Source organism: Gordonia spumicola (assembly GCF_009932475.1).
Lineage (GTDB): Bacteria > Actinomycetota > Actinomycetes > Mycobacteriales > Mycobacteriaceae > Gordonia > Gordonia spumicola.
Genome location: NZ_BJOV01000003.1, coordinates 934,106 through 954,639, shown reverse-complemented (window position 1 = coordinate 954,639; position 20,534 = coordinate 934,106). Strand labels below are relative to the sequence as shown.

General features: G+C 67.7%; 18 protein-coding genes and 2 pseudogenes. 14 read left to right on the top strand and 6 right to left on the bottom strand.

From position 1 onward, the window contains the following. Window positions 1-14 precede the first annotated feature (14 nt). The 10 genes from GYB83_RS10555 (at window position 15) to GYB83_RS10510 (ending at window position 9,385) form a co-directional block, all read left to right on the top strand. The gene (locus GYB83_RS10555) at window positions 15-881 is read left to right on the top strand and encodes an MlaE family ABC transporter permease (RefSeq protein WP_161895436.1); all 867 of its coding nucleotides are present in this window, start codon (window positions 15-17) and stop codon (window positions 879-881) included. Further along, window positions 878-2,044: an MCE family protein gene (locus tag GYB83_RS10550; RefSeq protein ID WP_161895435.1), complete on the top strand. Its 1,167-nt coding sequence runs from the start codon at window positions 878-880 to the stop codon at window positions 2,042-2,044. Before GYB83_RS10555 ends, GYB83_RS10550 begins: the two co-directional genes overlap by 4 nt. Beyond that, window positions 2,041-3,078: an MCE family protein gene (locus GYB83_RS10545; RefSeq protein WP_161895434.1), complete on the top strand. Its 1,038-nt coding sequence runs from the start codon at window positions 2,041-2,043 to the stop codon at window positions 3,076-3,078. The genes GYB83_RS10550 and GYB83_RS10545 overlap by 4 nt, the downstream gene beginning before the upstream one ends. After that, a complete protein-coding gene (locus tag GYB83_RS10540; RefSeq protein WP_161895433.1) occupies window positions 3,078-4,067 on the top strand; it encodes an MCE family protein in 990 nt (329 codons plus the stop codon). Before GYB83_RS10545 ends, GYB83_RS10540 begins: the two co-directional genes overlap by 1 nt. Next, window positions 4,064-5,182 (top strand): MCE family protein, encoded by a 1,119-nt coding sequence (locus GYB83_RS10535; RefSeq protein WP_161895432.1) that lies wholly within the window; start codon window positions 4,064-4,066, stop codon window positions 5,180-5,182. The genes GYB83_RS10540 and GYB83_RS10535 overlap by 4 nt, the downstream gene beginning before the upstream one ends. Beyond that, on the top strand, window positions 5,179-6,270 hold the full coding sequence (locus GYB83_RS10530; RefSeq protein ID WP_161895431.1) for an MCE family protein: 1,092 nt from the start codon (window positions 5,179-5,181) through the stop codon (window positions 6,268-6,270). Before GYB83_RS10535 ends, GYB83_RS10530 begins: the two co-directional genes overlap by 4 nt. Then, entirely contained in the window at window positions 6,267-7,676 is a 1,410-nt protein-coding gene (locus GYB83_RS10525; RefSeq protein ID WP_161895430.1) for an MCE family protein, read from the top strand. Before GYB83_RS10530 ends, GYB83_RS10525 begins: the two co-directional genes overlap by 4 nt. Beyond that, window positions 7,649-8,182: an Rv1363c family protein gene (locus GYB83_RS10520; protein WP_228461378.1), complete on the top strand. Its 534-nt coding sequence runs from the start codon at window positions 7,649-7,651 to the stop codon at window positions 8,180-8,182. Before GYB83_RS10525 ends, GYB83_RS10520 begins: the two co-directional genes overlap by 28 nt. After that, a complete protein-coding gene (locus tag GYB83_RS10515; RefSeq protein ID WP_186349757.1) occupies window positions 8,179-8,880 on the top strand; it encodes an Rv1363c family protein in 702 nt (233 codons plus the stop codon). Before GYB83_RS10520 ends, GYB83_RS10515 begins: the two co-directional genes overlap by 4 nt. An 88-nt stretch (window positions 8,881-8,968) precedes the next feature. Beyond that, window positions 8,969-9,385, top strand: a complete 417-nt coding sequence (locus tag GYB83_RS10510; RefSeq protein WP_161895429.1) for a nitroreductase family deazaflavin-dependent oxidoreductase — start codon at window positions 8,969-8,971, stop codon at window positions 9,383-9,385. Window positions 9,386-9,463: 78 nt separating this feature from the next. On the opposite strand, the gene GYB83_RS10505 is transcribed toward GYB83_RS10510, so the two are convergent. The 3 genes from GYB83_RS10505 to ligD are packed head-to-tail and all read right to left on the bottom strand — an operon-like array spanning window position 9,464 to window position 12,680. Next, window positions 9,464-10,081 carry a CHAP domain-containing protein gene (locus GYB83_RS10505; protein ID WP_161895428.1) on the bottom strand — a complete coding sequence of 206 codons (618 nt, stop codon included), beginning with the start codon at window positions 10,079-10,081 and terminating at the stop codon, window positions 9,464-9,466. 34 nt (window positions 10,082-10,115) lie between these two features. Further along, window positions 10,116-10,703, bottom strand: coding sequence for a CHAP domain-containing protein (locus tag GYB83_RS10500; protein WP_161895427.1), 588 nt, complete (start codon window positions 10,701-10,703; stop codon window positions 10,116-10,118). Between the two features lie 48 nt (window positions 10,704-10,751). Next, window positions 10,752-12,680, bottom strand: coding sequence for a non-homologous end-joining DNA ligase (ligD, locus tag GYB83_RS10495; protein WP_161895426.1), 1,929 nt, complete (start codon window positions 12,678-12,680; stop codon window positions 10,752-10,754). A 51-nt stretch (window positions 12,681-12,731) separates the two neighbouring features. On the opposite strand from ligD, the pseudogene ku reads away from it, so the two are divergent. Next, a pseudogene (gene ku / locus GYB83_RS10490) lies at window positions 12,732-13,505 on the top strand (non-homologous end joining protein Ku); the annotation flags it as partial. Window positions 13,506-13,567: 62 nt separating this feature from the next. On the opposite strand, the gene GYB83_RS23975 reads toward ku, so the two are convergent. The 3 genes and pseudogenes from GYB83_RS23975 to GYB83_RS10480 form a co-directional block, all read right to left on the bottom strand. Further along, window positions 13,568-13,693: a carboxymuconolactone decarboxylase family protein gene (locus tag GYB83_RS23975; RefSeq protein ID WP_308469477.1), complete on the bottom strand. Its 126-nt coding sequence runs from the start codon at window positions 13,691-13,693 to the stop codon at window positions 13,568-13,570. Window positions 13,694-13,754: 61 nt separating this feature from the next. Then, a pseudogene (locus GYB83_RS23970) lies at window positions 13,755-13,892 on the bottom strand (carboxymuconolactone decarboxylase family protein); the annotation flags it as partial. Next, window positions 13,889-15,847, bottom strand: a complete 1,959-nt coding sequence (locus GYB83_RS10480; RefSeq protein ID WP_161895424.1) for a flavin-containing monooxygenase — start codon at window positions 15,845-15,847, stop codon at window positions 13,889-13,891. The gene GYB83_RS10480 and the pseudogene GYB83_RS23970, both read right to left, overlap by 4 nt. A gap of 349 nt (window positions 15,848-16,196) precedes the next feature. Between GYB83_RS10480 and GYB83_RS10475 the strand changes: the two genes are divergently transcribed. From GYB83_RS10475 to GYB83_RS10465, 3 genes are all read left to right on the top strand, one after another. Next, window positions 16,197-17,342 (top strand): LLM class flavin-dependent oxidoreductase, encoded by a 1,146-nt coding sequence (locus GYB83_RS10475; RefSeq protein WP_161895423.1) that lies wholly within the window; start codon window positions 16,197-16,199, stop codon window positions 17,340-17,342. Between the two features lie 32 nt (window positions 17,343-17,374). Then, window positions 17,375-18,874, top strand: a complete 1,500-nt coding sequence (locus tag GYB83_RS10470; RefSeq protein WP_161895422.1) for an aldehyde dehydrogenase family protein — start codon at window positions 17,375-17,377, stop codon at window positions 18,872-18,874. A gap of 74 nt (window positions 18,875-18,948) precedes the next feature. Then, window positions 18,949-20,472, top strand: a complete 1,524-nt coding sequence (locus tag GYB83_RS10465) for a GMC family oxidoreductase (protein WP_161895421.1) — start codon at window positions 18,949-18,951, stop codon at window positions 20,470-20,472. The last annotated feature ends 62 nt before the right edge of the window (window positions 20,473-20,534 follow it).

Genomic DNA, 20,534 nt, shown 5'->3' with positions numbered 1-20,534 from the left:
AATCGGAGGAACTCATGACAAGCACGCCAACCAGCCAGGAGCCGTCGCGTGCACGTTTCGAACGGCCCGACCTCGGACGCGTCCTCGCCCCGGCCGACGGTCTCGGACGCCAGCTCGCGTTCTACGGAGCGTCACTGCGCGCGGTCCCGCGAGCGTTCACTCACTACCGGCGCGAGACCGTACGGCTTCTCGCCGAGGTGTCCCTGGGCGCGGGTGCGCTCGCGGTGATCGGCGGCACCGTCGTCATCATCGGATTCCTCACCGCCGCCGCCGGGTACGAAGTGGGGCAGCAGGGTTCGAGCTCCCTCGGACGTGTCGGCGTCGAGGCGATGTCGGGTTTCATCTCGGCGTTCTTCAACACCCGAGAGGCGATCCCGGTGATCGCGGGCGTCGCGCTCACCGCGACCGTCGGATCGGGCTTCACCGCTCAACTCGGTGCGATGCGAGTCAGCGAAGAGATCGACGCACTCGAGGTGATGTCGGTCCAGTCGCTGCCGTACCTGGTGTCCACGCGCATCGCGGCGGGGCTCGTCGCGATCATCCCGCTGTACGCGATCGCCCTGTTCACCGGCTACGCGGCGACGAAGTTCGTCAGCGTGTTCCTCTCCGACCAGTCACCCGGCACCTACGACCACTACTTCCAGCTGTTCCTGCAGCCGACCGACGTCGCGATCTCGCTGCTCAAGGTGATCGTCATGGCGGTCGCCGTGATGGCGGTCCACTGCTACTACGGATACAACGCGAAGGGCGGCCCGGCCGGCGTCGGTGTCGCCGTCGGCCACGCGGTGCGGACCTCGCTGATCATCATCATGGTCGTCGACTTCGTCGTCGGCATCGCGCTGTACGGCGGCGTCCACTCGACGGTGCGGGTGTCCGGATGATCGAGCATTCACGGGCCCGTCACCTCGTGTACGCGTTCACCGCGATGGCGGTCGTCGCGGTCATCGTCGTCCTCGCGCTCATGTCGTACCGCGGACGATTCCTGGACACCGAGACCGTCTACCTCGACGCTCCACGCGCGGGGCTCCTGCTCGTCCCCGGGTCGGACGTGAAGCTGTCCGGCGTTGTCATCGGACGTGTGTCCGACGTCGACGTCTCCGGTGACCACGCCCGCATCCGGATGGAGATCGACGCCGACACCCTCGGCGACCTGCCGTCCAACGTCCGCGCCGAGATGGAGCCGACCACCCTGTTCGGCCGCAAATACGTCGCCCTGGCGATGCCCGCGACGCCGTCTCCGGGGCGGCTCGAGGACGGTTCGGTGATCGACACGTCGACGACGCCCGTCGAAGTGTTCGACACCTTCGACCTTCTCGTGAACATCCTCGACCGCATCGACCCGGCGCGTGTCAACTCGACGCTGACCGCCGTGCAGACGGGCATCGTCGACCGCGGACGTGCACTCGGCTCGGTCATCGACGACGTGAACCGCTACCTGGCGACCTTCAACGAGTCGCTTCCCACTCTGCGGCGCGATCTGAAGCTCGGCGCCGACAACCTCGACACGTTCGCCGACCTCAGCCCCGATCTGATGACGACGCTCCGCAACCTCACGGTCACGTCCACGACCGTCGTCGACGACCAGGCTGCGCTCACGTCGTTCCTGCTGAGCTTCACCCGATTCGGCAACACCGGGGACAGGTTCATGACCGACGCCGGGAGACCGCTGGTGAAAGCCGCGGAGGCGCTGGAGTCGCCGACCCGCGTGCTCGGTGACTACGGCCCGATCCTCCCGTGCTTCCTGTCCGGGCTGAACCTCGGACGCAAGTACCTGGAACGTGCGTTCGGCGGCGCCAGGGCCGGCCTCGACATCGTCGGAACGCTGATCATGGGCGACCCGCCCTACCGGAACGGAACCGACGCACCGAAGAACAACGCCGGAGTGTCCGGCCCCAGCTGCTACGGCTACCCGCGCGGGCCCGGCGCGAAGGCTCCCGGACACGTCGACTTCGACGACGGCAGTCACGCGTACCGCGATGTGAAGACCCCGGAGGACATCATCGGAAACCCGTTCGCCTCCTTGATCTACGGAATGACCCGATGAACGTCACGGGGCCGGCGATCAAGCTCGGCGTGTTCCTGGCGGTGACGGCGCTGATCACCGCCGCGCTGTTCGTGGTCGTCGGCGACCTGCGATTCACCCCGACGACCTCGTACCGGGCGCAGTTCACATCGGCGTCCGGCCTGCGGACCGGGGACGACGTCAAAGTGGCAGGTGTCGTGGTCGGCAAGGTGACCGACGTCCGCGTCGTCCGCACGGATGGGCCCGGCGACGACCTCGGCGCGGAGGTGTCGATGGACGTCGACTCCGAGGTGGTCGTCACGATGGCGACGAACGCGAACGTCAAATACAAGAACCTCATCGGCGACAGGTACGTCGAGCTGATGACGCCGGTGGCGGAGACCGCCGACGCGCGCCCTGCGGATTCGGTGATCCCGCTGTCGAAGACGCGGCCTGCGCTGGACATGGACGCCCTCGTCAACGGTTTCAAACCGCTGCTCGTCGGTGTCGACCCGGACCAGACGAACAGGTTGTCGGCCGCGCTGGTGTCGGTGCTGAACGGGCGCACCGACGACATCGGCGAACTCGTCACGCAGGTCGGACAGCTGGGCAGGACGGTCGCCGACCGCGACGCGACGATCGGGGCGATGGTCACCGACCTGAACACTGTGCTCGGGACTGTCGACGACCGGCGCGCCGCGTTCGGCTCCATGATCGTCCAGATGCAGCGTCTGGTGTCCGGGCTCGCCGAGGACCGGACGACGCTCGTCGACGGATTGAGCGACATCGAGTCGGCGACCACTCAGCTCGACGGACTGCTGAGTGAGGTCCGCCCGGACCTGACCGCCGACATCACGCACCTGCGCGGCCTCGCGGCCAACCTGAACCGCAACACGTCGACGATCAACATGCTGCTCGCGAAACTGCCCGAGGCGTACCGGCTGCTCGGACGGTCATCCGGATACGGCAGCTTCGTCAACTTCTTCGTGTGCGGCCTGGCGATCCGCTATCCGACGCTCGACGGCGGACACCAAGACACTCCGATGATCCAAGTCCCGGCACAGAGGTGTAAGTGATGAGACCCGACGACTCCACCAGGGCGCTGCGTGCCGGGTTCATCGGCTCGGTGGCGATCCTGGTGATCCTCGCCCTCGCATTCAACTATCGGGCCATTCCCTTCTGGCCCGGCACCACGACGGTCGTCGCGGAGTTCGCCGACGCGAGCGGCTTGAACTCCGGCGACGCCGTCCACGTCGCCGGGGTGGAGGCGGGCAAGGTCACGTCGATCTCGCTCGAAGACGACCACGTCGACGTGTCGATGCGGCTCACCGACGGGTGGAGGGAACTCGGCTCGCAGACGCGCGCGTCGATCAAGGTCGAGACGGCCCTCGGACGTCGCTACGTCGAGCTGATCACCTCCGGAACAGGTGAGGTGGGCGATCGGATCCCGTTGGCGCGCACCACGTCCGGATTCGATCTGACGGAGTCTCTCGATCAGTTGACGTCCACCGTCGCCGACACCGACAAGAAGCAGGTCGTCGACGCGGTGACGAGCCTCGACAAGGTGGTGAAAGGCCTGCCGCCGGACCTCGGGAGCTCGTTGAACGACATCGCCGACGCCGCGCGGACGGTGTCCACGCGGGACTCGGGCATCCGCACGTTGTTGCAGCACACGGGCTCGCTGTCCGGCGTCCTGGCCGAACGCAAAGGCAACCTCACCCGCCTCATCGGTGACGGCGACGTGCTCTTCCAGGCTCTCAACGACCGTGCCGGCGTGATCCGGAGGCTGCTCGTCAGCCTCCGGGGAATGTCGAACGAACTCGAACGCGTGGTCGTCGACAACCGGACCTCCACCCCGCCGATGCTCGACGAACTGCGCCGCATCACCGCGACGCTCAACGCCAACTACACGAACCTCGACAAGTCGATCACCGGCATGAAGCCGTACGTCATGCAGTTCACCGACGTTCTGGGCAGCGGCCCGTTCTTCGCGGTCCTGCTCGAGAACATCACCCCGGCCAACCTGCGTGGGCAGCAGCCGGGCAGCCCGGGAGGCGGACGATGAAGGCAGTGAGACGACTCGGCGCACCGACGGTGATCGTGATCGGCATCGTCGTCACGGCGATGGTCGCTCTCGCGGTGTCCGTGGCGTGGGAGCGGACGCACACGACCCGTGCGACCGTGCATTTCACCGACGCCGCGGGCCTGTTCGCCGGCGATCCGGTGAAGATGCGCGGCGTGGCGATCGGCACCGTCGAATCGGTGGAGCCGTCGCCGGGTGACGTGGCGGTCGAGGTGTCGTACGACAGTTCGGTGTTCGTCTCCGAGACCGCGCGCGCCGCGATCGTGTCGCCGACCCTCGTATCCGGACGGTACGTCCAGTTCGTGAACCCGGTCCGCGCGGGCGGACCGGCATTGGCCGACGGCGCCGTCGTCGATGTGAAGCGGACCGCCGTGCCCGTCGGCTTCGACGACATCAAGGCCCAGGTGACCGACCTCGCCGCACAGCTCGGGCCGACGACGGCCGACGACAAGGGTGCACTGAGTCGATTCGTGGACACCTCGGCCGCAGCGCTCGGCGGCAACGGGCAATCGCTGCGCCGAGCCGTCGACGCGGTCTCGGACGCGATGGGCACGCTGTCGGCGGGCAGCCCGGATCTCTTCGCGACGGTGCGGAATCTGCAGCAGGTGGTGACCGCGCTCCGCGCGTCCGACGATCAGATCGTCTCGTTCTCCGCACAGCTCAGCGACGCCTCGGCGCTGCTCGACGACAACCGCACCCAGCTCGACGCCGCGATCACGGCGCTCAACGGAATGGTCCCCGATCTCCGCGACTACCTGGCGCGCAACCGGTCGGCTCTGAGCGGAGACGTCAAAGACCTGACACGCATCACCAGGCTTCTCGTCGACCGCGAGGACGACCTCGCGCAGATCCTGCACACCGCACCGACCGCGCTGTCGAACCTCTACAACATCTACGACCCGGACTCGAACTCGCTCACCGCGGGCCTGGCGATCGCCGACTTCCCGGACCCGGTGTCGTTGATCTGCGCGTTGTTGACGACCGTCGACGCGCCGAAGAAGGAATGCCAGAAGGCGAACACCACGCTCACGCGCGTGATCACGTCCGAACTCGCGCGGTCCGCCGGGGCGACGCCGGAGAAGGGCGGCCGACGATGAAGCGCACGCGGTTCGCGGCGATCTGCGTCGCGCTCGCGATTCTCGCGACGACGGTCGCCGGATGCCGGTTCGACGGAGCCAACTCGCTTCCCCTGCCGGGCGCCGCGATCTCGGGCGACTCGTACTCGCTGACGGTGAAGCTGGCCGACGTCCAGAATCTGGTGTCGAACTCACTGGTCAAGTACGACAACGTGACTGTCGGGCAGATCGGTTCGATCGCGGTCACCGCGGGCGTGGCGTCGGTGGAGGTCGAGATCTCCGAAGGCGTCGAGATCCCGTCGAACTCGACCGTGAAGCTGGCGCAGACCTCCGTCCTCGGCGCGCAGTACCTGGAATTCGTGCGACCGCAGAAGCCCGCCGCGGGGCATCTGCTCCCCGGCGACACCGTCGACGTGAACTCGTCGTCCGCCTACCCGTCGACGGAGTCGGTGCTGGCCGCGCTGTCGCTGATCCTCAACGGCAGCGGGCTCGAACAGCTCCGATCGATCATGGCCGAGCTCAACACCGCCACCGGCGGCCGAACCGACCAGGCGAATCAGGCGATCGGACGGCTGAAGACTCTTGTCGCCGGCCTGAACGAGCAGCGCGGCGACATCGGCCGTGCCATCGACTCGCTCGGACGTCTCAGTGCGGCGCTGGCCGATCAGAACTCGACGATCGCCAAGGGGATCGACGGCCTCGAACCGGCCCTGACGATCCTCGCCGATCAGCAGGACGAACTCGTCACCATGCTCGACAGGGTCGGCGCGTTCGGGGCGAAGGTGTCGTCGGCGTTGACCGCGAGCCACGACGATCTCGCGTCGATCGTGGCGGAGCTTCGCCCCGCGCTCACCGGTCTGGAACAGTCCGGCGACGACCTCGTCGGATCACTCCTCGTCGGACTGACGGTGCCGTTCCCGGTCACCACGATCGACAAGGGCATGCGCGGCGACTTCCAGAATCTGTTCTTGACGCTCGATCTGTCGGTCGGCGCCATCCGAGACAAGGTGATCGGCAGTCTCCCGAAGATCGACGTCGAGAAGATGATGCTCTCCCGGCAGGCGGCAGATCCGCTCCGCGCTCCGCTCGTGACGAAGGGACGACGATGAGACTCACCAAGCTCGTCAAAGGGCAGCTGATCGTGTTCGCCCTCCTCACCGTGGTCAGCGTGGTCTACGGCTTCATCGCCTACATCGGCGTCGGCCGGGTGACGGGGCTCGGGACGTACCGCGTGGTGGCCGAGTTCACCGTCGCCGGCGGTGCGTACGAGAGCGGGCTCGTCACCTACCGCGGCGTGACCGTCGGCCGAGTGGACAGCGTCGACCTCGACCTGACGAACCCGGCCGCACCGGTTCGCGTGACGCTCCGAATCGACTCGGATCGGCACATCCCGGTGGACAGCTCGGCGCGGATCAAGAGTCAGTCGGCCGTCGGCGAACAGTACGTCGACCTGGTGCCGCGATCGGGCGACGGTCCCTCCCTCGTCGACGGCGACGTGCTTCCGGCGCGCGGCAACGTGTCGCCTACGCCCACCAAGGACGTCCTGGACCGCACCATGAACCTCGTCGCCGCGCTGTCGCCGGACAATGTGCAGACGACGGTCGACGCGGTGTCCGACGGATTCGGGCAGACTGGTGATCGGTTGGCGCTGCTCATCGATTCGTCACAACGGCTGTTGCGGCTCGCACAGGTGGACCTCGGCCAGACGGTCACCCTGATCACCGACGCTCAACCGCTGCTCCGGACCGGCAACGCGGTCGCGTCCGACCTGCGGGCATCGGTGGCGAACCTCGCGTCGTTCACCGATCAGCTGGCTATGAGCGACGGTCAGATCCGCACCCTGCTGGAGGACGCGCCCGCCGCGGCCGACGAGGTGACGAACACCCTGCACGACCTGACGCCCACGCTTCCGACCCTGCTCGCGAATCTGCAGACCGTCGGGCAGGTGCTCCGGGTGAACGTCCCAGGCCTGCGCCACATCCTGACCGTGTACCCGGCGTTCACGTCGGGGACGCTCTACTCGGTGAAGGACTACGCGCTCGGGGACAGCCCGCAGGCGCCGCTCGACGTGAAGCTCGGAAACACCCTGAACCCGCCGCCGTGCACCGAAGGGTACGGACGTACTCAGCGGCGCGACCCGTCCGACATGCGGAAAGTCCCCGTCGTCCCGGATCAGTACTGCGACGTGCTCGCGGCCAATCCGAAAGTCGCCCGCGGCGCGCGGAACGTGCCCTGCGCGAAGGACCTGTCGGTTCGCGCGGCCCTGGTCGAGGACTGCCCCGGCGGTCTCCCGTCCACCTGGCCGGGGATGCTCGCACGCCCGGGAACGACTGCGGGCGAGCCGCCGTCGTCGAAGCGCAGACGGCAGTCCGCGGTGGATCGGGCCGTCCCGTACTCGGAGACGACGGGCCGCTTCCGAGGCCCCGACGGGGTCACCTATTTCGTTGGAACACCGAGCAGCACAGCTTCTGGAAAGGGGAATGCGACATGGCAGTCGTTGCTGATCAAGTGGTAGACGTCGAGTCCGACTCGCGGGGCGGACGACGGTCCGTGGGTCTCGTATGGGCGTTGGCGGCCGTCGCGGCGGTCGTTCTCACGCTGCTCGGCGTGAAGGGCGCCGACCTGTACCAGTCCAGGCAGGATTCGGCGCGCGACGCCGAAGTGCTCGACGTGACGAAGGACGTCGTCGCCGGACTCGTGAGTCTGGACTACAAGCGTTCCAAGGCCGATCTGGATCGGATCTCGTCGGTGGCGACGGGGGCGTTCCAACAGCAGTTCGGACAGCTGTCGGCTTCGTTCGCGCAGGTCCTCGCCTCCGGTGAGGTCCGATCGACGGGCGCGGTCAAGGAGGCGGGCATCGTGCGGGCCGACGACGACTCCGCGCAGGTCCTCGCGGCCGTGAGTTCGGTTGTGAAGAACACCGAAGCGCCGGACGGCCAGCAGCGCGTGTATCGCATGCTCGTCGACCTCGAGAAGCACGGCGACGACTGGAAGGTCGGGAACGTGGAGTTCGTGTCGTGACGATCACCGAGACAGTCACCGCGGAGACGACGGACAGAGACGAGAACACGAGCATGGACGACACCGAACTGCGTGAAGAGGCAGTCGACCTGACGGCTCCGTCCGGGGCGCCCGTCGACGAGGTCGCGGAGGAGGCGTCCGACGCCGACGCCGGGCGGCGCGGACTCGTGCGACGTCTGGGCGCAGCCCTGTCGTGGCCCGCTGCTCTGACGCGGCGTGCGCGGACGATGGTGGTCGCTGTGCTGGCCGCGGTCATCGTCGCCGGTTCGGCCGGCCTCGCGTTCGTGTGGTGGACGGCGGATTCGGCGTCTGCCGATCGAGCTGCCGGGCAGTCGGCGGTCGACGCCGCTCGCCGGGATGTCCCGGAGCTCCTCAGTTACGACTACCGGAACATCGACGACGCGTTCCCTGCGTCGGCGAAGAAGCTGCTGACCGGCAAGTTCCTGGACGAGTACACCCAACTCGGGGCGTCCGTGATCCAGCCCGCCGCGAAGCGGGACACGATCGTCACCAAGGCCGACGTGGTCGAGGCGGCCGTCGTCTCGGCGAAAGCGGACGACGTGACCGTGCTCCTGTTCGTCAACCAGACCACCACGAGCAAGGAACTCGAGGGACCGCGGCTCGACGGGAGCCGGGTGCGTGTCCACCTCCTCAAGGACGGCGACTCGTGGAAGATCTCCGAGTTCACGCCCGTGTGAAGATGACCGCCGCACGACTCCGGTGGGAAGACTCGAAAGGTCGCGTCCGTCCCGGCACGATCGGCGTGATCGCGCTAGCGTCGTTGTCATGAGTCCCGAACTGAGCCCCACCGAGTGGGTCCGCAAGCAGACCGAACAGATCCTCGCCGACGGCACCACCGACGGGGTCGGCATCAACGGCATGAAGGTGGTGCTGTTCACGACGCTCGGCGCCAAGTCGGGCAAGGAGCGCTACGTCCCGCTGATGCGCGTGGAGGAGGACGGCAAGTACGCGATGGTCGCGTCGAAGGGTGGTGCCCCGGAGAACCCGTCCTGGTACCACAACGTGAAGGCGAACCCGCAGGTCACGGTGCAGGACGGTGACGTCGTCTCGGTGAAGACCGCCCGTGAGATCAGCGGCGACGAGCGCGCCCACTGGTGGGAGCTGGCCGTCGCCGCGTACCCGCCCTACGCCGACTACCAGAAGAACACCGACCGCCAGATCCCCGTGTTCATCCTGGAGTGACCGGGCGCCTCAGCCCACCCCGCGACGTTTGGTGACGTTTTCCGGTCCCAGGCCGGAAAACGTCACCGACGTTCGGACCTAGAGGACGCCGATCCCGACGAGGCCTCGGTCGTCGAGGTCGAACCGACTGATCTTCACGTGTCCTCCCCACTCGTTGCCACCGACCGTCGTGACCACGCGGTCGGCGTCGACGGTCAACACGATGTTGGTGTGCTGCCGGAACGGGCTGTCGTGGTCGTACAGCATCACATCGCCGAGCTTCGGCGTGTAGCCCGAACCGGCGGCTTCGAACTCGTCGATCGACTGGAAGTACTCGGTGAGCGTGTAGACGCCGGGGATGCGCCAACTCCCCGAGTTCGGGTTGCTGAACCGTCGGCCGGACGCCCGCATCACCCAGCTGACGAAGTCGGCGCACCACTGTTCGTCGACCCCTTCGGAGTACTTCGTGCCGGGCGGCTGTGCGCCGAACTCGGCGCGGGTGACATCGACGATCCTCGCCTGCAACGGCGTGAGTCGCGCGGTGTCGATCGACGGGTAGTCGCGATTGCGGCTGTCGAGCCAGGCCCTCGCGGTCCGGACGGCCCCGGTCTCGACGGCGACCACCGTTCCGCACGTGATCACCACCGCGATCACGGCGAGCGAGATCAGGATCCGTCTGCGCTTGCGAGACGGGCGTGCGTCGTCGAGTGCCTGCATGCCGTCCCACGTTAGCGAGAATCGTGCAAGGCGGTCAGAGCACGCCGTATCCGACGAGTCCAGCGTCGGTGGCCGGAGCGAACGAGCCGATGCGGATCCGGCCCGCCTCGTTGCCTCCGACGGTGGTGAGGACGCCGTCGTCGTCCCTGAGGACGATGTTCGTGTGCTGGCCGAACTTGCTGTCGGCGGCGTAGAGCACGACGTCGCCGAGCTTCGGCCGGTAGCCGGAGTCGGCGGAGCGGAAGTCGCCGCGTGACTGGAAGTACTCGGTCAGGGTGGCGACGCCGGGGATGCGCCAGCCGCCGGAGTTCGGGTTCGTGTAGACGACGTCGGACGAGTGCATCACCCAGCTGACGAAGTCGGCGCACCACGACTCGTCGACGCCGTCGGAGTACTTCGTGCCGGGCGGCTGCGCGTCGAACTCGGTATGCGTCACCTCGACGATGCGCTGCTGTGCGGCGGTCAGCCGGGACGTGTCGAGCGTCGGGTAGTCGGGACCGTCGTCGTCGAGCATCGACAGGACGCTCTGCGCCGCTCCGGTCTGCACGGCTATCAGCGAACCTCCGCCGAGCACGACGATCACGGCCAGCATGATCCACGCCGCGCGTGGCACTTTCGACATGGCGTCGACCCTAGCGCGGTTCAGGGGGACGGTCGGTTCCCCGACCGACTACAGGTCGCCGGGCAGTTTGTCGCGGCGGACGCCCCGCCAGCTGGGGTGGCGGAGGTGGCCGGTGGACGTCCAGTCCATGAAGCGGACGTCGGCGACGATCGTCGGCAGTACCCAGGTGGCGCTCGACGCGACGGGCTTGTCGAGGCTGCCGATGAACGGGCTGCGGCCGATGATCAGCGGTTTCAACTCCTCGTGGAGGGCGTCGAGGTCGGCGTCGGTGAAACCGGTCCCGACCCGCCCGATGTAGCGGAGACCGTTCTCGTCGGGCAGGCCGATCAGCAGCGACCCGATGGAACCGGACCGGCTTCCGCGTCCCGCGCGGAAGCCGCCGACGACCACTTCGATGTCGTTCCAGTTCTTGTGCTTACGCCAGTCCGCGCTGCGTCTGCCCGCCTGGTAGGTGGACGTACGACGCTTCGCGACGACGCCCTCCCAGCCGTTCGCGCGGGCGAGTTCGGCCGCGACCGCACCGGGGCCGTCGAGCAGGGGCGGCACGTCGGCGATCGACGCCGCCGTGATGACAGGGGCCAGCTCGTCGAGCACTTCGCGGCGTCGTTCCCACGGTGCGGACGTCAGGTCGGTCCCGTTGAGTTCGAGGACGTCGAACACCAGATACCGCAGCGTGTACTCCTCGTCGCGATGATGCCGCGACGCCAGCAGCGTGAAGTCGCTGCGGCCGGTCGCGTCGATCGCCACCATCTCGCCGTCGAGCAGCACGTCGAATCCACGCAGGACCGTGCCCAGCTCGCGGAGTTCGGGGAAATCGGCTGTCATGTCGATGCCCGATCGCGACGACAGACGGACGTCACCGCCGCTGTGACGTGCGAGGATGCGGTAACCGTCCCATTTCCCTTCGAATGCCCACGCATCGGTGGTGAGACCGTCGACGGCCTCGTCGGCTGCCAACATCGGGCGCGGCCCCCGTGACCCGCCGGTCACCACCGTCGGACCCTCGGCGCGTCGACCGCCGGACCGCAGCCGCGACGCCTTCGACTTCCGGTACTCCCCGAGATCGACGGGCACCCCGGCGACGGCGTCGACCGGCGGATCGAGGTCGATGAGGAGATCCCCCGATTCGCGGTACCGGTCAAGGACCTCGCGGTAGTCGAGCTGGGTGAGTGTCGGATCGGCGAGTTCGGCCCACGTCCGCGGCGCCGCGACCCACGGTCGGTCGCTGCCGCGCAGGGAGTAGGGGGCCAGGGTCGTCTTCGCCGCCGTGTTCTGACTCCAATCGAGGAACACCTTCGACGCGCGTGCGGCCTTCGCCATCGTCGCCGTGATCTCCGTCGGATGCGCCGCCGCCAGTGACGTCGCGATCTGCTGGGCGACGGCCCGCGCCGACTCGCATTTCACCGGTGTCGGGAAGCGGGCGTACACGTGGACGCCCTTGCCCCCGCTCGTCACCGGATACGACGTCATGCCCGCACCCGACAGGACGTCCCGGATGGCGATCGCCACCTCGGCGCACCGGTGCAGGGGCACGTCAGGCCCGGGATCGAGGTCGATGACCAGACGATCCGTGCGGCGCGACTCGTCCCCGGCCGACCCGGTGCCGGACAAGTCGATCCGCCATTGCGGGACGTGCAGTTCGAGGGCCGCCATCTGCGCCAGCCACACCAGGTCGGCGGCCGACCGGGCGACGGGATAGATCGTCTTTCCCTCGGCGTGCTCGATGGTGAAGCGCGCCAACCAGTCCGGCGTCCCCGGCGGCAACGCCTTCTCGAAGAACGGGCCGGACCCGGTGCCGTGCGGCCATCGTTTGCGCGTGACCGGCCGCGACGCCATGTGCGGGAGCATCGCGTCGGCGATCTCGATGACGTATTGGATGACGTCGAACTTGCGCGTGCCCGACTCCGGATACATCACCTTCTCGAGGTTGGTGATCGTGATGTGGCGGCCGTCGACCTCCAGCTTGGAACCGGGCATCCCTAAATCATGCTCCTGTCGATGTCGTCGGGGCATGGCAGAATCGGGTTCATGCGCTCGATCTGGAAGGGTGATCTGAGCTTTGGCCTGGTGAACGTGCCGGTCAAGGTGTATTCCGCGACGGAGAGTCACGACCGCAGTTCCCATCAGGTCGACGCCGCCGACGGCACCCGCATACGCTACCGCCGTGTCCGCGAAGGCACCGACACCGAGGTGGAGTTCGCGAACATCGCCAACTCCTACGAGTCGGAGTCGGGGGAGCCGGTGATCCTCACCAAAGACGATCTCTCCCAACTGCCGGTCACCCGGAGCCCGGAGATCGCGATCCTCGAGTTCGTGCCCATCGACCAGGTGGACCCGATCTACTTCGACAAGCCGTACTACCTGGAACCGTCGTCGAAGTCGCCCAAGGCGTACGTCCTACTCGCGAAGGCGCTCGAACGGACCGAACGACTCGCGATCGCGAACTTCACCCTCCGCAACAAGACCCGTCTCGCCGCACTCCGCGTGATCGACGGCGTGATGACGCTGCAGACCCTGCTCTGGCCGGACGAGGTCCGTGTCCCCGACTTCGCGTTCCAGAGCGCCGACGTCCAGATCCGTGACGCAGAGCTCGACATGGCGGCGTCCCTGATCGAGACGATGGCCTCCGACTTCGACCCCTCGCAGTTCGAGGACACCTATCAGATCGAGCTCGCCAAGCTCATCGAGGCGAAGGCGGGCGGCGACGAGGCGTTCGTCGAACCCGAGCCTGCGAGCTCGGACGACGGCGGCGACGAGGTCGCCGACCTCCTCGCCGCGCTCCGCGCCTCGGTCAAAGACCGTGCCGCGGGCTGACACTGCAAAGATCGTTTCTCTCACCGGGGTTCGAGGGCACAATGCCCCCGTCACCCGGTGAGACGATCGATCTTTGCGGTACGCAAGACGTCCGCCGCGCTGAAGGCGACCGGCCAGCCGCCGTAGAAGGCGATGTGCGTGACGAGTTCGGCGAGTTCGTCTGCCGTCACCCCCATTGTCGAGCGCCATCGACATGTGCGCGCCGAGCTGTTCGGTGCGCCCGAGAGCGATCAGTGCGGCGACCGTGATCAGACTCCGATCGCGCCTACTCAGGCCCGGGCGGTTCCAGACGTCCCCGAACAGGACGTCGTCGGTGAGGTCGGCGAGGGCGGGCACCACGTCGCCGACCGTGCGTCGGGCCGCGCTCTCGGTCATCCGACGTTCCGCACGGGCTCGTGCCGGGGCACCACGATGTAGTCGTCGAGGTCGGGATGTTCGGTCATCGCGCGGTAGTCGACGCCGCGCCACGGAAGCGCCGATATGACGCGGCCCGCCGAGTTCCGGTACCAGTTCGTGGTGCCGGGGTGAGTCCAGACGAGCGTCTCGTGCTCGGCGTCCACTCGGGCGTTGTAGTCGGTGAACACGTCTCGACGAACGTCGATGGACGCGATCGAGTTCTCCGCCATCTCGACGAGGGCGCCGAGCGCGTACGCGATCGCGCATTCGGAGATGTAGATGGCGCTGCCGCCGTGTGCGGGTGTCGTCTGGGGGCCGCCGACGACGAAGAAGTTGGGGAAGCCGGGGACCGTCACCCCGACGTACGCGCTGGCGTCGTCGTCGCCCCACACGTCCCTGATGCTCACGCCGTCGTGGCCGATCACCTCGACCGTCGCCAGCATCTTCCGAACCTGAAAACCGGTCGCGTAGACGATCACGTCGGCGAGATGCGCCGCGCCGGTGGAATCGATCACCGACCTCTCGTCCAGCCCTGACACGCCCGCGGCGACCAGGGTGACGTCGTCGCGGCGGATGGTGTCGATCCACTCGTTGTCCATCAGGATGCGCTTGCTGTAGGGCGGGTAGTCGGGGATCACGGAGTCTTCGAGTTCGGCAGCGTCGTCCCCGAGCTGAGTGAGCATCGCCTTGGTCAAGAACCGGCGGTGCTTGTCGTTCTGGTCGTTCACCGATCGCTCCGGGTGCTCCCAGCAGGGATCACGCTTGAGGGTCGCGAGCAGCTTGTCCTGAAACTGCCAGATGAGCCGTTGCCGGTAGAAGGCGGCGTAGAACGGGATCTGCTCCATCGCCGTCGACACGCCGCCGGACACCTGCCGCAGGTAGTTGACGTTCGGCACCAGCCACTGCGGGGTGCGTTGGAAGATTGTGGTGTGCGCCGCGGTGTCGGCGATGGCCGGGACGATCTGCATGGCGGTGGCGCCGGTCCCGATGATCGCGACCCGCTTGCCCGCGAGGTCGAGGTCGGTGTTCCAGCGGGCGGAGTGGAACTGCTCGCCCGCGAACACGTCGTGACCCGGGACGGTCGGAACCGAAGGTTCGGTGAGGGTGCCGACGCACGTGAGGACCGCGGTCGCGGACAGGGTCGTCACACCGGTGAGAGGATGCCTCAGTTCGGCGACCCACTCGTTCTCGGCGGCGTCCCAGCGGACGCGCTCCACCTCGGTGTTGAGCAGCACACGGTCGCCCACGCCCGACTCGGATGCGATCCGTTGCAGGTAGGCGAGTACTTCGGGCTGTTTGGCGTAGTACCGCGACCAGTTGTTGGGGGCGAACGAGTAGGCGTACAGGTGCGCGGGGGTGTCGACGCCTGCACCCGGATAGACGTTGTCGCGCCAGACGCCGCCGATCTCGGAGCGCCGTTCGACGATCGTGTACGCGATCCCCAGGCGGTCGAGCTGCACAGCCGCGGCGATTCCGGACGCACCTGCGCCGATGATCAGGACGTGCAGACCGTCGGCCGCCGTGGGGCGCGGCCCGTGCCAGGCGACGGCGTCGCGTGGACGGAAGTTGCCCTCTTCCGCCATGAGCGGCCTGTACTCGATCGGCACCTCCTCGCCGAGTGAGCGGCTGAGCATGGTGATCAGGCGTTCGTCCGACGGCGGGGCCGGGACTTCGGCACGGCCGTCGCGGATGTCGAGGAGCGCATCGACGACCGCGGCGCGGATCCGGGACTGGTGCTCGGCGTCGAAGCCGCCGTCGTCGTTGTCGTTGAGGGCGATGGTGCGGGACGGGGTGTTGTCGCCGGTGAGCCATCCGTCGTCGCCGGTGAGTTGTGCCAGCACGAGCTGCAGGGTGGGGATGTTCGCTTCGGCGACGGCTGCGGCGAGTTCGTCCGCGGTCGCGGTGACGGGCGGGGACGGGTGGGATGCGGTCATCGGGGCTCCTCGGACGGGACGGACCTTGTTCATACCGGTTGGTATGTAGATTTCTGGTGCGAACCTATCACCGTGGAGTCGATCAGTCCATACCAATAGGTATGTAAATATGGGTCATTCAGCGGCTGGGGCGGGTGGGTGCCGCCGCCGGTTCCACGCCCGATGGTTGATCGGCATGTCGGGCGATCCCCAATGATCAGGGCGATTTCGAGAGCGCTTCTATCGATCAGTTCACAGAAGTCATTGACTGTGGCGCAGGACTCAGTTAGCTTTCAAGGCGCAACATACCGAATGGTCCGTATGAAGTGAGCCATCGGTCGAAGCAACCACGCACGAGAGGCGAACCCCAATGGAATTCGGAATCTTCATGCCCAACTCGCGGAACGGCTACCTCATGTCGGAGGCCGCACCGCAGTACTCACCGACCTACGCACACCTGCGCGACATCGTTCAGGAAGGCGAGCGCAACGGTTTCACCTTCGCCCTCACCATGTCGTCGCTCCGCGGCCACGGCGGATCCACCCGGTTCTGGGACGACTCGATGGAGTCGATGACGACGATGGCGGCCCTCGCCCGGGACACCGACTTCATGAAGCTCATCGGTTCGGTCCAACTCCTCGCGGTCCATCCCGCACTCGCGGCACGTGCGGCCACCGCGGTCGCCGACGCCGCCGACGGCCGTTTCGCCCTGAACCTCGTCCCCGGCGGCTGGCACCCCAAGGAACTGGAATCGCTCGGCGTCTGGCCCGGCTACGACTACAACGAGTACCGCTGGCAGTTCGCCACCGAGTACGCCCACGTGGTCCAGTCCCTGTGGAACGAGGGCGTCACCGACTTCCAGGGCAAGCACTTCCAGTTCGACGACCTCAAGATGGGCCCGCTCCCGCACAAGCGCATCCCAATCGTCGCCGCCGGAGCATCCGACGACGCCATCAAGTTCGTCAAGGACTACGCCGACTACAACTTCCGCCTCGCCTGGGGCGGCCGCGAGGCGCTGGCCGAGATCATGGAGAAGTTCAAGGTCGACATGGTCGACGCCGAACGTCCGGTGAAGCCGTACGTCGCGCTCGGCGTCGTGGTCGACGACACCGACGAGAAGGCCGAGGCCAAGCTCGCGCACTACGTGGAGCACGCCGACCACGCCGCGATCGAGTACATGATGACGGGCGCCGTCACCGACTCCGCCAAGGGCGGCACCTCGGAGATCCTCGCCAGCATGGATCAGAAGGGCGCCGTGCAGATGTCGACGGACTTCATCACGGGTTCCCCGGAGAGCGTCGCCCGCCAGCTCGACGAGTGGGCAGAGCTCGACGTCGCGGGCTACATGCTCGTCCTCACCGACTACGTCGCGGACATCAAGCGCATGGGCGAGGAGGTGTTCCCGCTGATGAAGAACTTCGACGCGAAGCAGGCCGTGGCCGAAGCCGTCGCATCCGTCACGGCCGAACGCGACGCCAAGGCCGCCGAACCGCGCTTCGAGCCGGTCGCCGTCTGAGCCGCGACTCCCCACACGACAAGGAAGAACACATGACCACCACGCAGACCGCGGTGCCCGAGGACCTCAGGGCATCCGTCGCACTGTCGGAGAACATGTTCATCGGCGGCCAATGGGTGCCCGCGGCCTCGGGGGCGACGCTCGACGTCGAGGATCCGGCCACCGGTGAGATCATCGGCCGTGTCCCCGCGGGCGACGCCGCCGACGTCGACCGTGCCGTCGCCGCCGCCAAGGCCGCGTTCCCGGTATGGCGGGCGTCGAATCCGGCCGAGCGTTCGCGCCTGATCAACAGGCTCGCCGACCTCATCGAGGAGAACGCCGACGAACTCGCGCGCATCGACTCGCTCGACGTCGGCATGCCGTTCGCGGAGGCCCGCTACGTCGACATCGCGTTCTCGATCTCGATACTGCGGTACTACGCGGGCTGGGCCACCAAGATCAACGGCGACACGATCTCGCCGTCGTTCCCGCAGAGCTTCGGCGGCGGGCCGTTCCACGCCTACACGCTCAAGGAGCCGGTCGGCGTCGTCGCGGCGATCACGCCGTGGAACATCCCGCTGATGATGCTGGTCAAGAAGCTGGCGCCCGCGCTTGCCACCGGCTGCGTCATGGTGGCGAAGCCCGCCGAGATCACACCGCTGTCGACGTCGGTGCTCGCGAAACTCTGCCAGGAGGCAGGCATCCCGGACGGCGTGTTCAACGTCGTCTCGGGTCTCGGCAGCACTGTCGGCGCCGCACTGACCGCGCATCCGGACGTCGCGAAGGTGACCTTCACCGGATCGGTGCCGACCGGCAAGGCGATCATCCGCGCGGCCGCGGACACCCTCAAGCGCGTCTCGCTGGAACTGGGAGGCAAGTCGCCGAACATCGTCTTCGACGACGCGAACCTCGCCAAGGCGATTCCGACCGCCGGGATGGCGATCTTCGCCGGCGCGGGAGAGAGCTGCATCGCCGGTTCCCGGTTGTACGTTCAGCGAGGCGTCTACCAGCAGGTGGTCGACGGTCTCGCCGCGCGTGCGAACGAGATCAAGGTGGGGCCGGCATCCGAGGCGGACAGCGAGATGGGGCCGCTGGTGTCGGCGACGCATCGCGACAAGGTGGCCTCGTACTTCGAGTTGGCCCGTGCCGAGGGCGCGACAGTCGTCGCGGGCGGCGAAGTGCACGGCGACAGCGGCTACTTCGTGAAGCCGACCGTCCTGACCGGGGTGGCTCCGGATTCGCGGATCAACCGTGAGGAGATCTTCGGCCCGGTGGTGTCGGTGATCCCCTTCGACACCGAGGAGGAGGTGCTGGCGATGTCCAACGACTCCGACTACGGCCTCGGCTCGGCCGTGTGGACGCAGGACATCTCGCGCGCACACCGCATGGCGGCCGGCATCGAGTCGGGCCAGGTGTGGATCAACACCTACCAACCGGTGGACCCGGCGCTGCCGTTCGGCGGCTACAAGCAGTCGGGCTGGGGTCGCGAGACGTGCCGCGAGAGCCTCGAGGACTACCTCGAGACCAAGACCGTCGTCGTCGACCTCGGCTGACATCCGAACCTCTCGGGGCGCAGGCCGAACAGGCAGGCGCCCCGAGAGCCCCAACCAATGATGTGGAGACAAGCGTGACCGACTCGAACCCTGATTTCGTGGTCGTGGGCGGCGGTGCGGCGGGTGCGATCGTCGCCGCGCGGCTCAGTGAGGACCCGTCGGCGACGGTAGTCCTACTGGAGGCCGGCGGCGATGAACGTCGCCCCGACGTCCAGACGCCCGAAGCCTGGCCGACGATGCTCGGATCCGACGCCGACTGGGCCGCGGAGACGGTCCCGCAGAGCGTTCTCGGGCGCACGGTGCCCGCGCCGCGCGGCCGCATCCTCGGTGGCAGCGGATCGATCAACGTGATGGCGCACCTGCGTGGTCACCGCGACGACTACGACCGTTGGGCGCAACTCGGCGCGGACGGTTGGGGATGGGACGCGATGCTTCCGTTCCACAAACTCACCGAGGACGTCCCGGACGGCGATCCGGCGTTCCGGGGGCGGGGCGGACCGTTGCGTCCGCGGCCGATCGTCGACCCGCATCCGCTGTCGATCGCGCACGTCGAGGCCGCCGTTCACGCGGGACTGCCGCGCGCGGCGGACCTCAACGACGGCGATCTGCGCGGCGCCGCTCTGCACGACCTCCTCATCGATTCCGGCCATCGCAGACAGAGTTCGGCGACCGCGTACCTGCGGCCCGCGATGGACCGGCCCAACCTGACAGTCGTCACCGGTGCACAGGCCGCCAGCCTGGTATTCGACGGCACGAGATGCGTCGGCGTCGACTATCTCGTGGACGGTGTCGGGCACACGGTCCGCGCCGGTCGCGAGACTGTGTTGTCGGCGGGCGCCGTCGCCACGGCGCGTCTGCTGCTCGGGTCGGGCATCGGTCCGGTCGCCGATCTGGAGAAGCTGGGGATCGAGGTGGTCGCCGAGTCCGACGAGGTCGGAGCGAATCTGCAGGACCACATTCTGCTCGCCGGTGTCCGGGTGCGGACCGATGTCGCGCTTCCGCCGCCGAGCGGCAATTTCGCGGAGTCGACGCTGTTCACCACGCTCGACGGCGGGCCGGGTCGTCCGGACCTGCAGATCTGCAATGTGCAGGTCGACTATCACACGGCCGCGCAGGAGCCTGCGGGGCAGGCGTTCACCTTCGGCATCGGCCTGATGCGGCCGCAGGCTCGCGGCACGATCAGGCTGGCGTCCGCGGATCCCTTCGCGCCGCCGCTCATCGATCCCCGGTACCTGTCCGAGCGGGCGGACGTCGACGCGGCCGTCGCCGGAGTGGAACTCGCGGATCGCCTGTTCGCGACCGGAGCGTTCTCCGCATGGGGCGGCCGCTGCGACGCGAGCGATTGGCTGGCCCGCGACCGTGCGGGTCTCGAATCGTTGATCGCCGACGGGGTGAGCAGCTTCTTCCACCTGAGTGGAACGGCCCGGATGGGCTCGGACGACGCTGCGGTCGTCGGCCCGGACCTGAAGGTCCGCGGTGTCGACGGGGTCCGGGTCGCCGATGCATCGGTGTTCCCGGAAGTGGTGTCATGCAACACCCAGGCCGCGGCGATGGCGGTCGGCGAGAAGGTCGCCGCGCTGATTCTCGGCCGCTGCTGACCCCAGGGATCGGGAGGGGCCGTCCGGGTCACCGGGGACTCTGGTCAATCCGTGGTGTGACC

Bases quoted from the DNA above. Each gene is read 5' to 3' on its own strand.
- GYB83_RS10550 (WP_161895435.1), top strand. From the start codon at position 878: ATGATCGAGCATTCACGGGCCCGTCACCTCGTGTACGCGTTCACCGCG.
- GYB83_RS10535 (WP_161895432.1), top strand. From the start codon at position 4,064: ATGAAGGCAGTGAGACGACTCGGCGCACCGACGGTGATCGTGATCGGC.
- GYB83_RS10510 (WP_161895429.1), top strand. From the start codon at position 8,969: ATGAGTCCCGAACTGAGCCCCACCGAGTGGGTCCGCAAGCAGACCGAA.
- GYB83_RS10520 (WP_228461378.1), top strand. From the start codon at position 7,649: ATGGCAGTCGTTGCTGATCAAGTGGTAGACGTCGAGTCCGACTCGCGG.
- GYB83_RS10500 (WP_161895427.1), bottom strand. From the start codon at position 10,703: ATGTCGAAAGTGCCACGCGCGGCGTGGATCATGCTGGCCGTGATCGTC.
- GYB83_RS10525 (WP_161895430.1), top strand. From the start codon at position 6,267: ATGAGACTCACCAAGCTCGTCAAAGGGCAGCTGATCGTGTTCGCCCTC.
- GYB83_RS10475 (WP_161895423.1), top strand. From the start codon at position 16,197: ATGGAATTCGGAATCTTCATGCCCAACTCGCGGAACGGCTACCTCATG.
- GYB83_RS10505 (WP_161895428.1), bottom strand. From the start codon at position 10,081: ATGCAGGCACTCGACGACGCACGCCCGTCTCGCAAGCGCAGACGGATC.
- GYB83_RS10530 (WP_161895431.1), top strand. From the start codon at position 5,179: ATGAAGCGCACGCGGTTCGCGGCGATCTGCGTCGCGCTCGCGATTCTC.
- ligD (WP_161895426.1), bottom strand. From the start codon at position 12,680: ATGCCCGGTTCCAAGCTGGAGGTCGACGGCCGCCACATCACGATCACC.
- GYB83_RS23975 (WP_308469477.1), bottom strand. From the start codon at position 13,693: ATGGGGGTGACGGCAGACGAACTCGCCGAACTCGTCACGCACATCGCC.
- GYB83_RS10540 (WP_161895433.1), top strand. From the start codon at position 3,078: ATGAGACCCGACGACTCCACCAGGGCGCTGCGTGCCGGGTTCATCGGC.
- GYB83_RS10470 (WP_161895422.1), top strand. From the start codon at position 17,375: ATGACCACCACGCAGACCGCGGTGCCCGAGGACCTCAGGGCATCCGTC.
- GYB83_RS10480 (WP_161895424.1), bottom strand. From the start codon at position 15,847: ATGACCGCATCCCACCCGTCCCCGCCCGTCACCGCGACCGCGGACGAA.
- GYB83_RS10555 (WP_161895436.1), top strand. From the start codon at position 15: ATGACAAGCACGCCAACCAGCCAGGAGCCGTCGCGTGCACGTTTCGAA.
- GYB83_RS10545 (WP_161895434.1), top strand. From the start codon at position 2,041: ATGAACGTCACGGGGCCGGCGATCAAGCTCGGCGTGTTCCTGGCGGTG.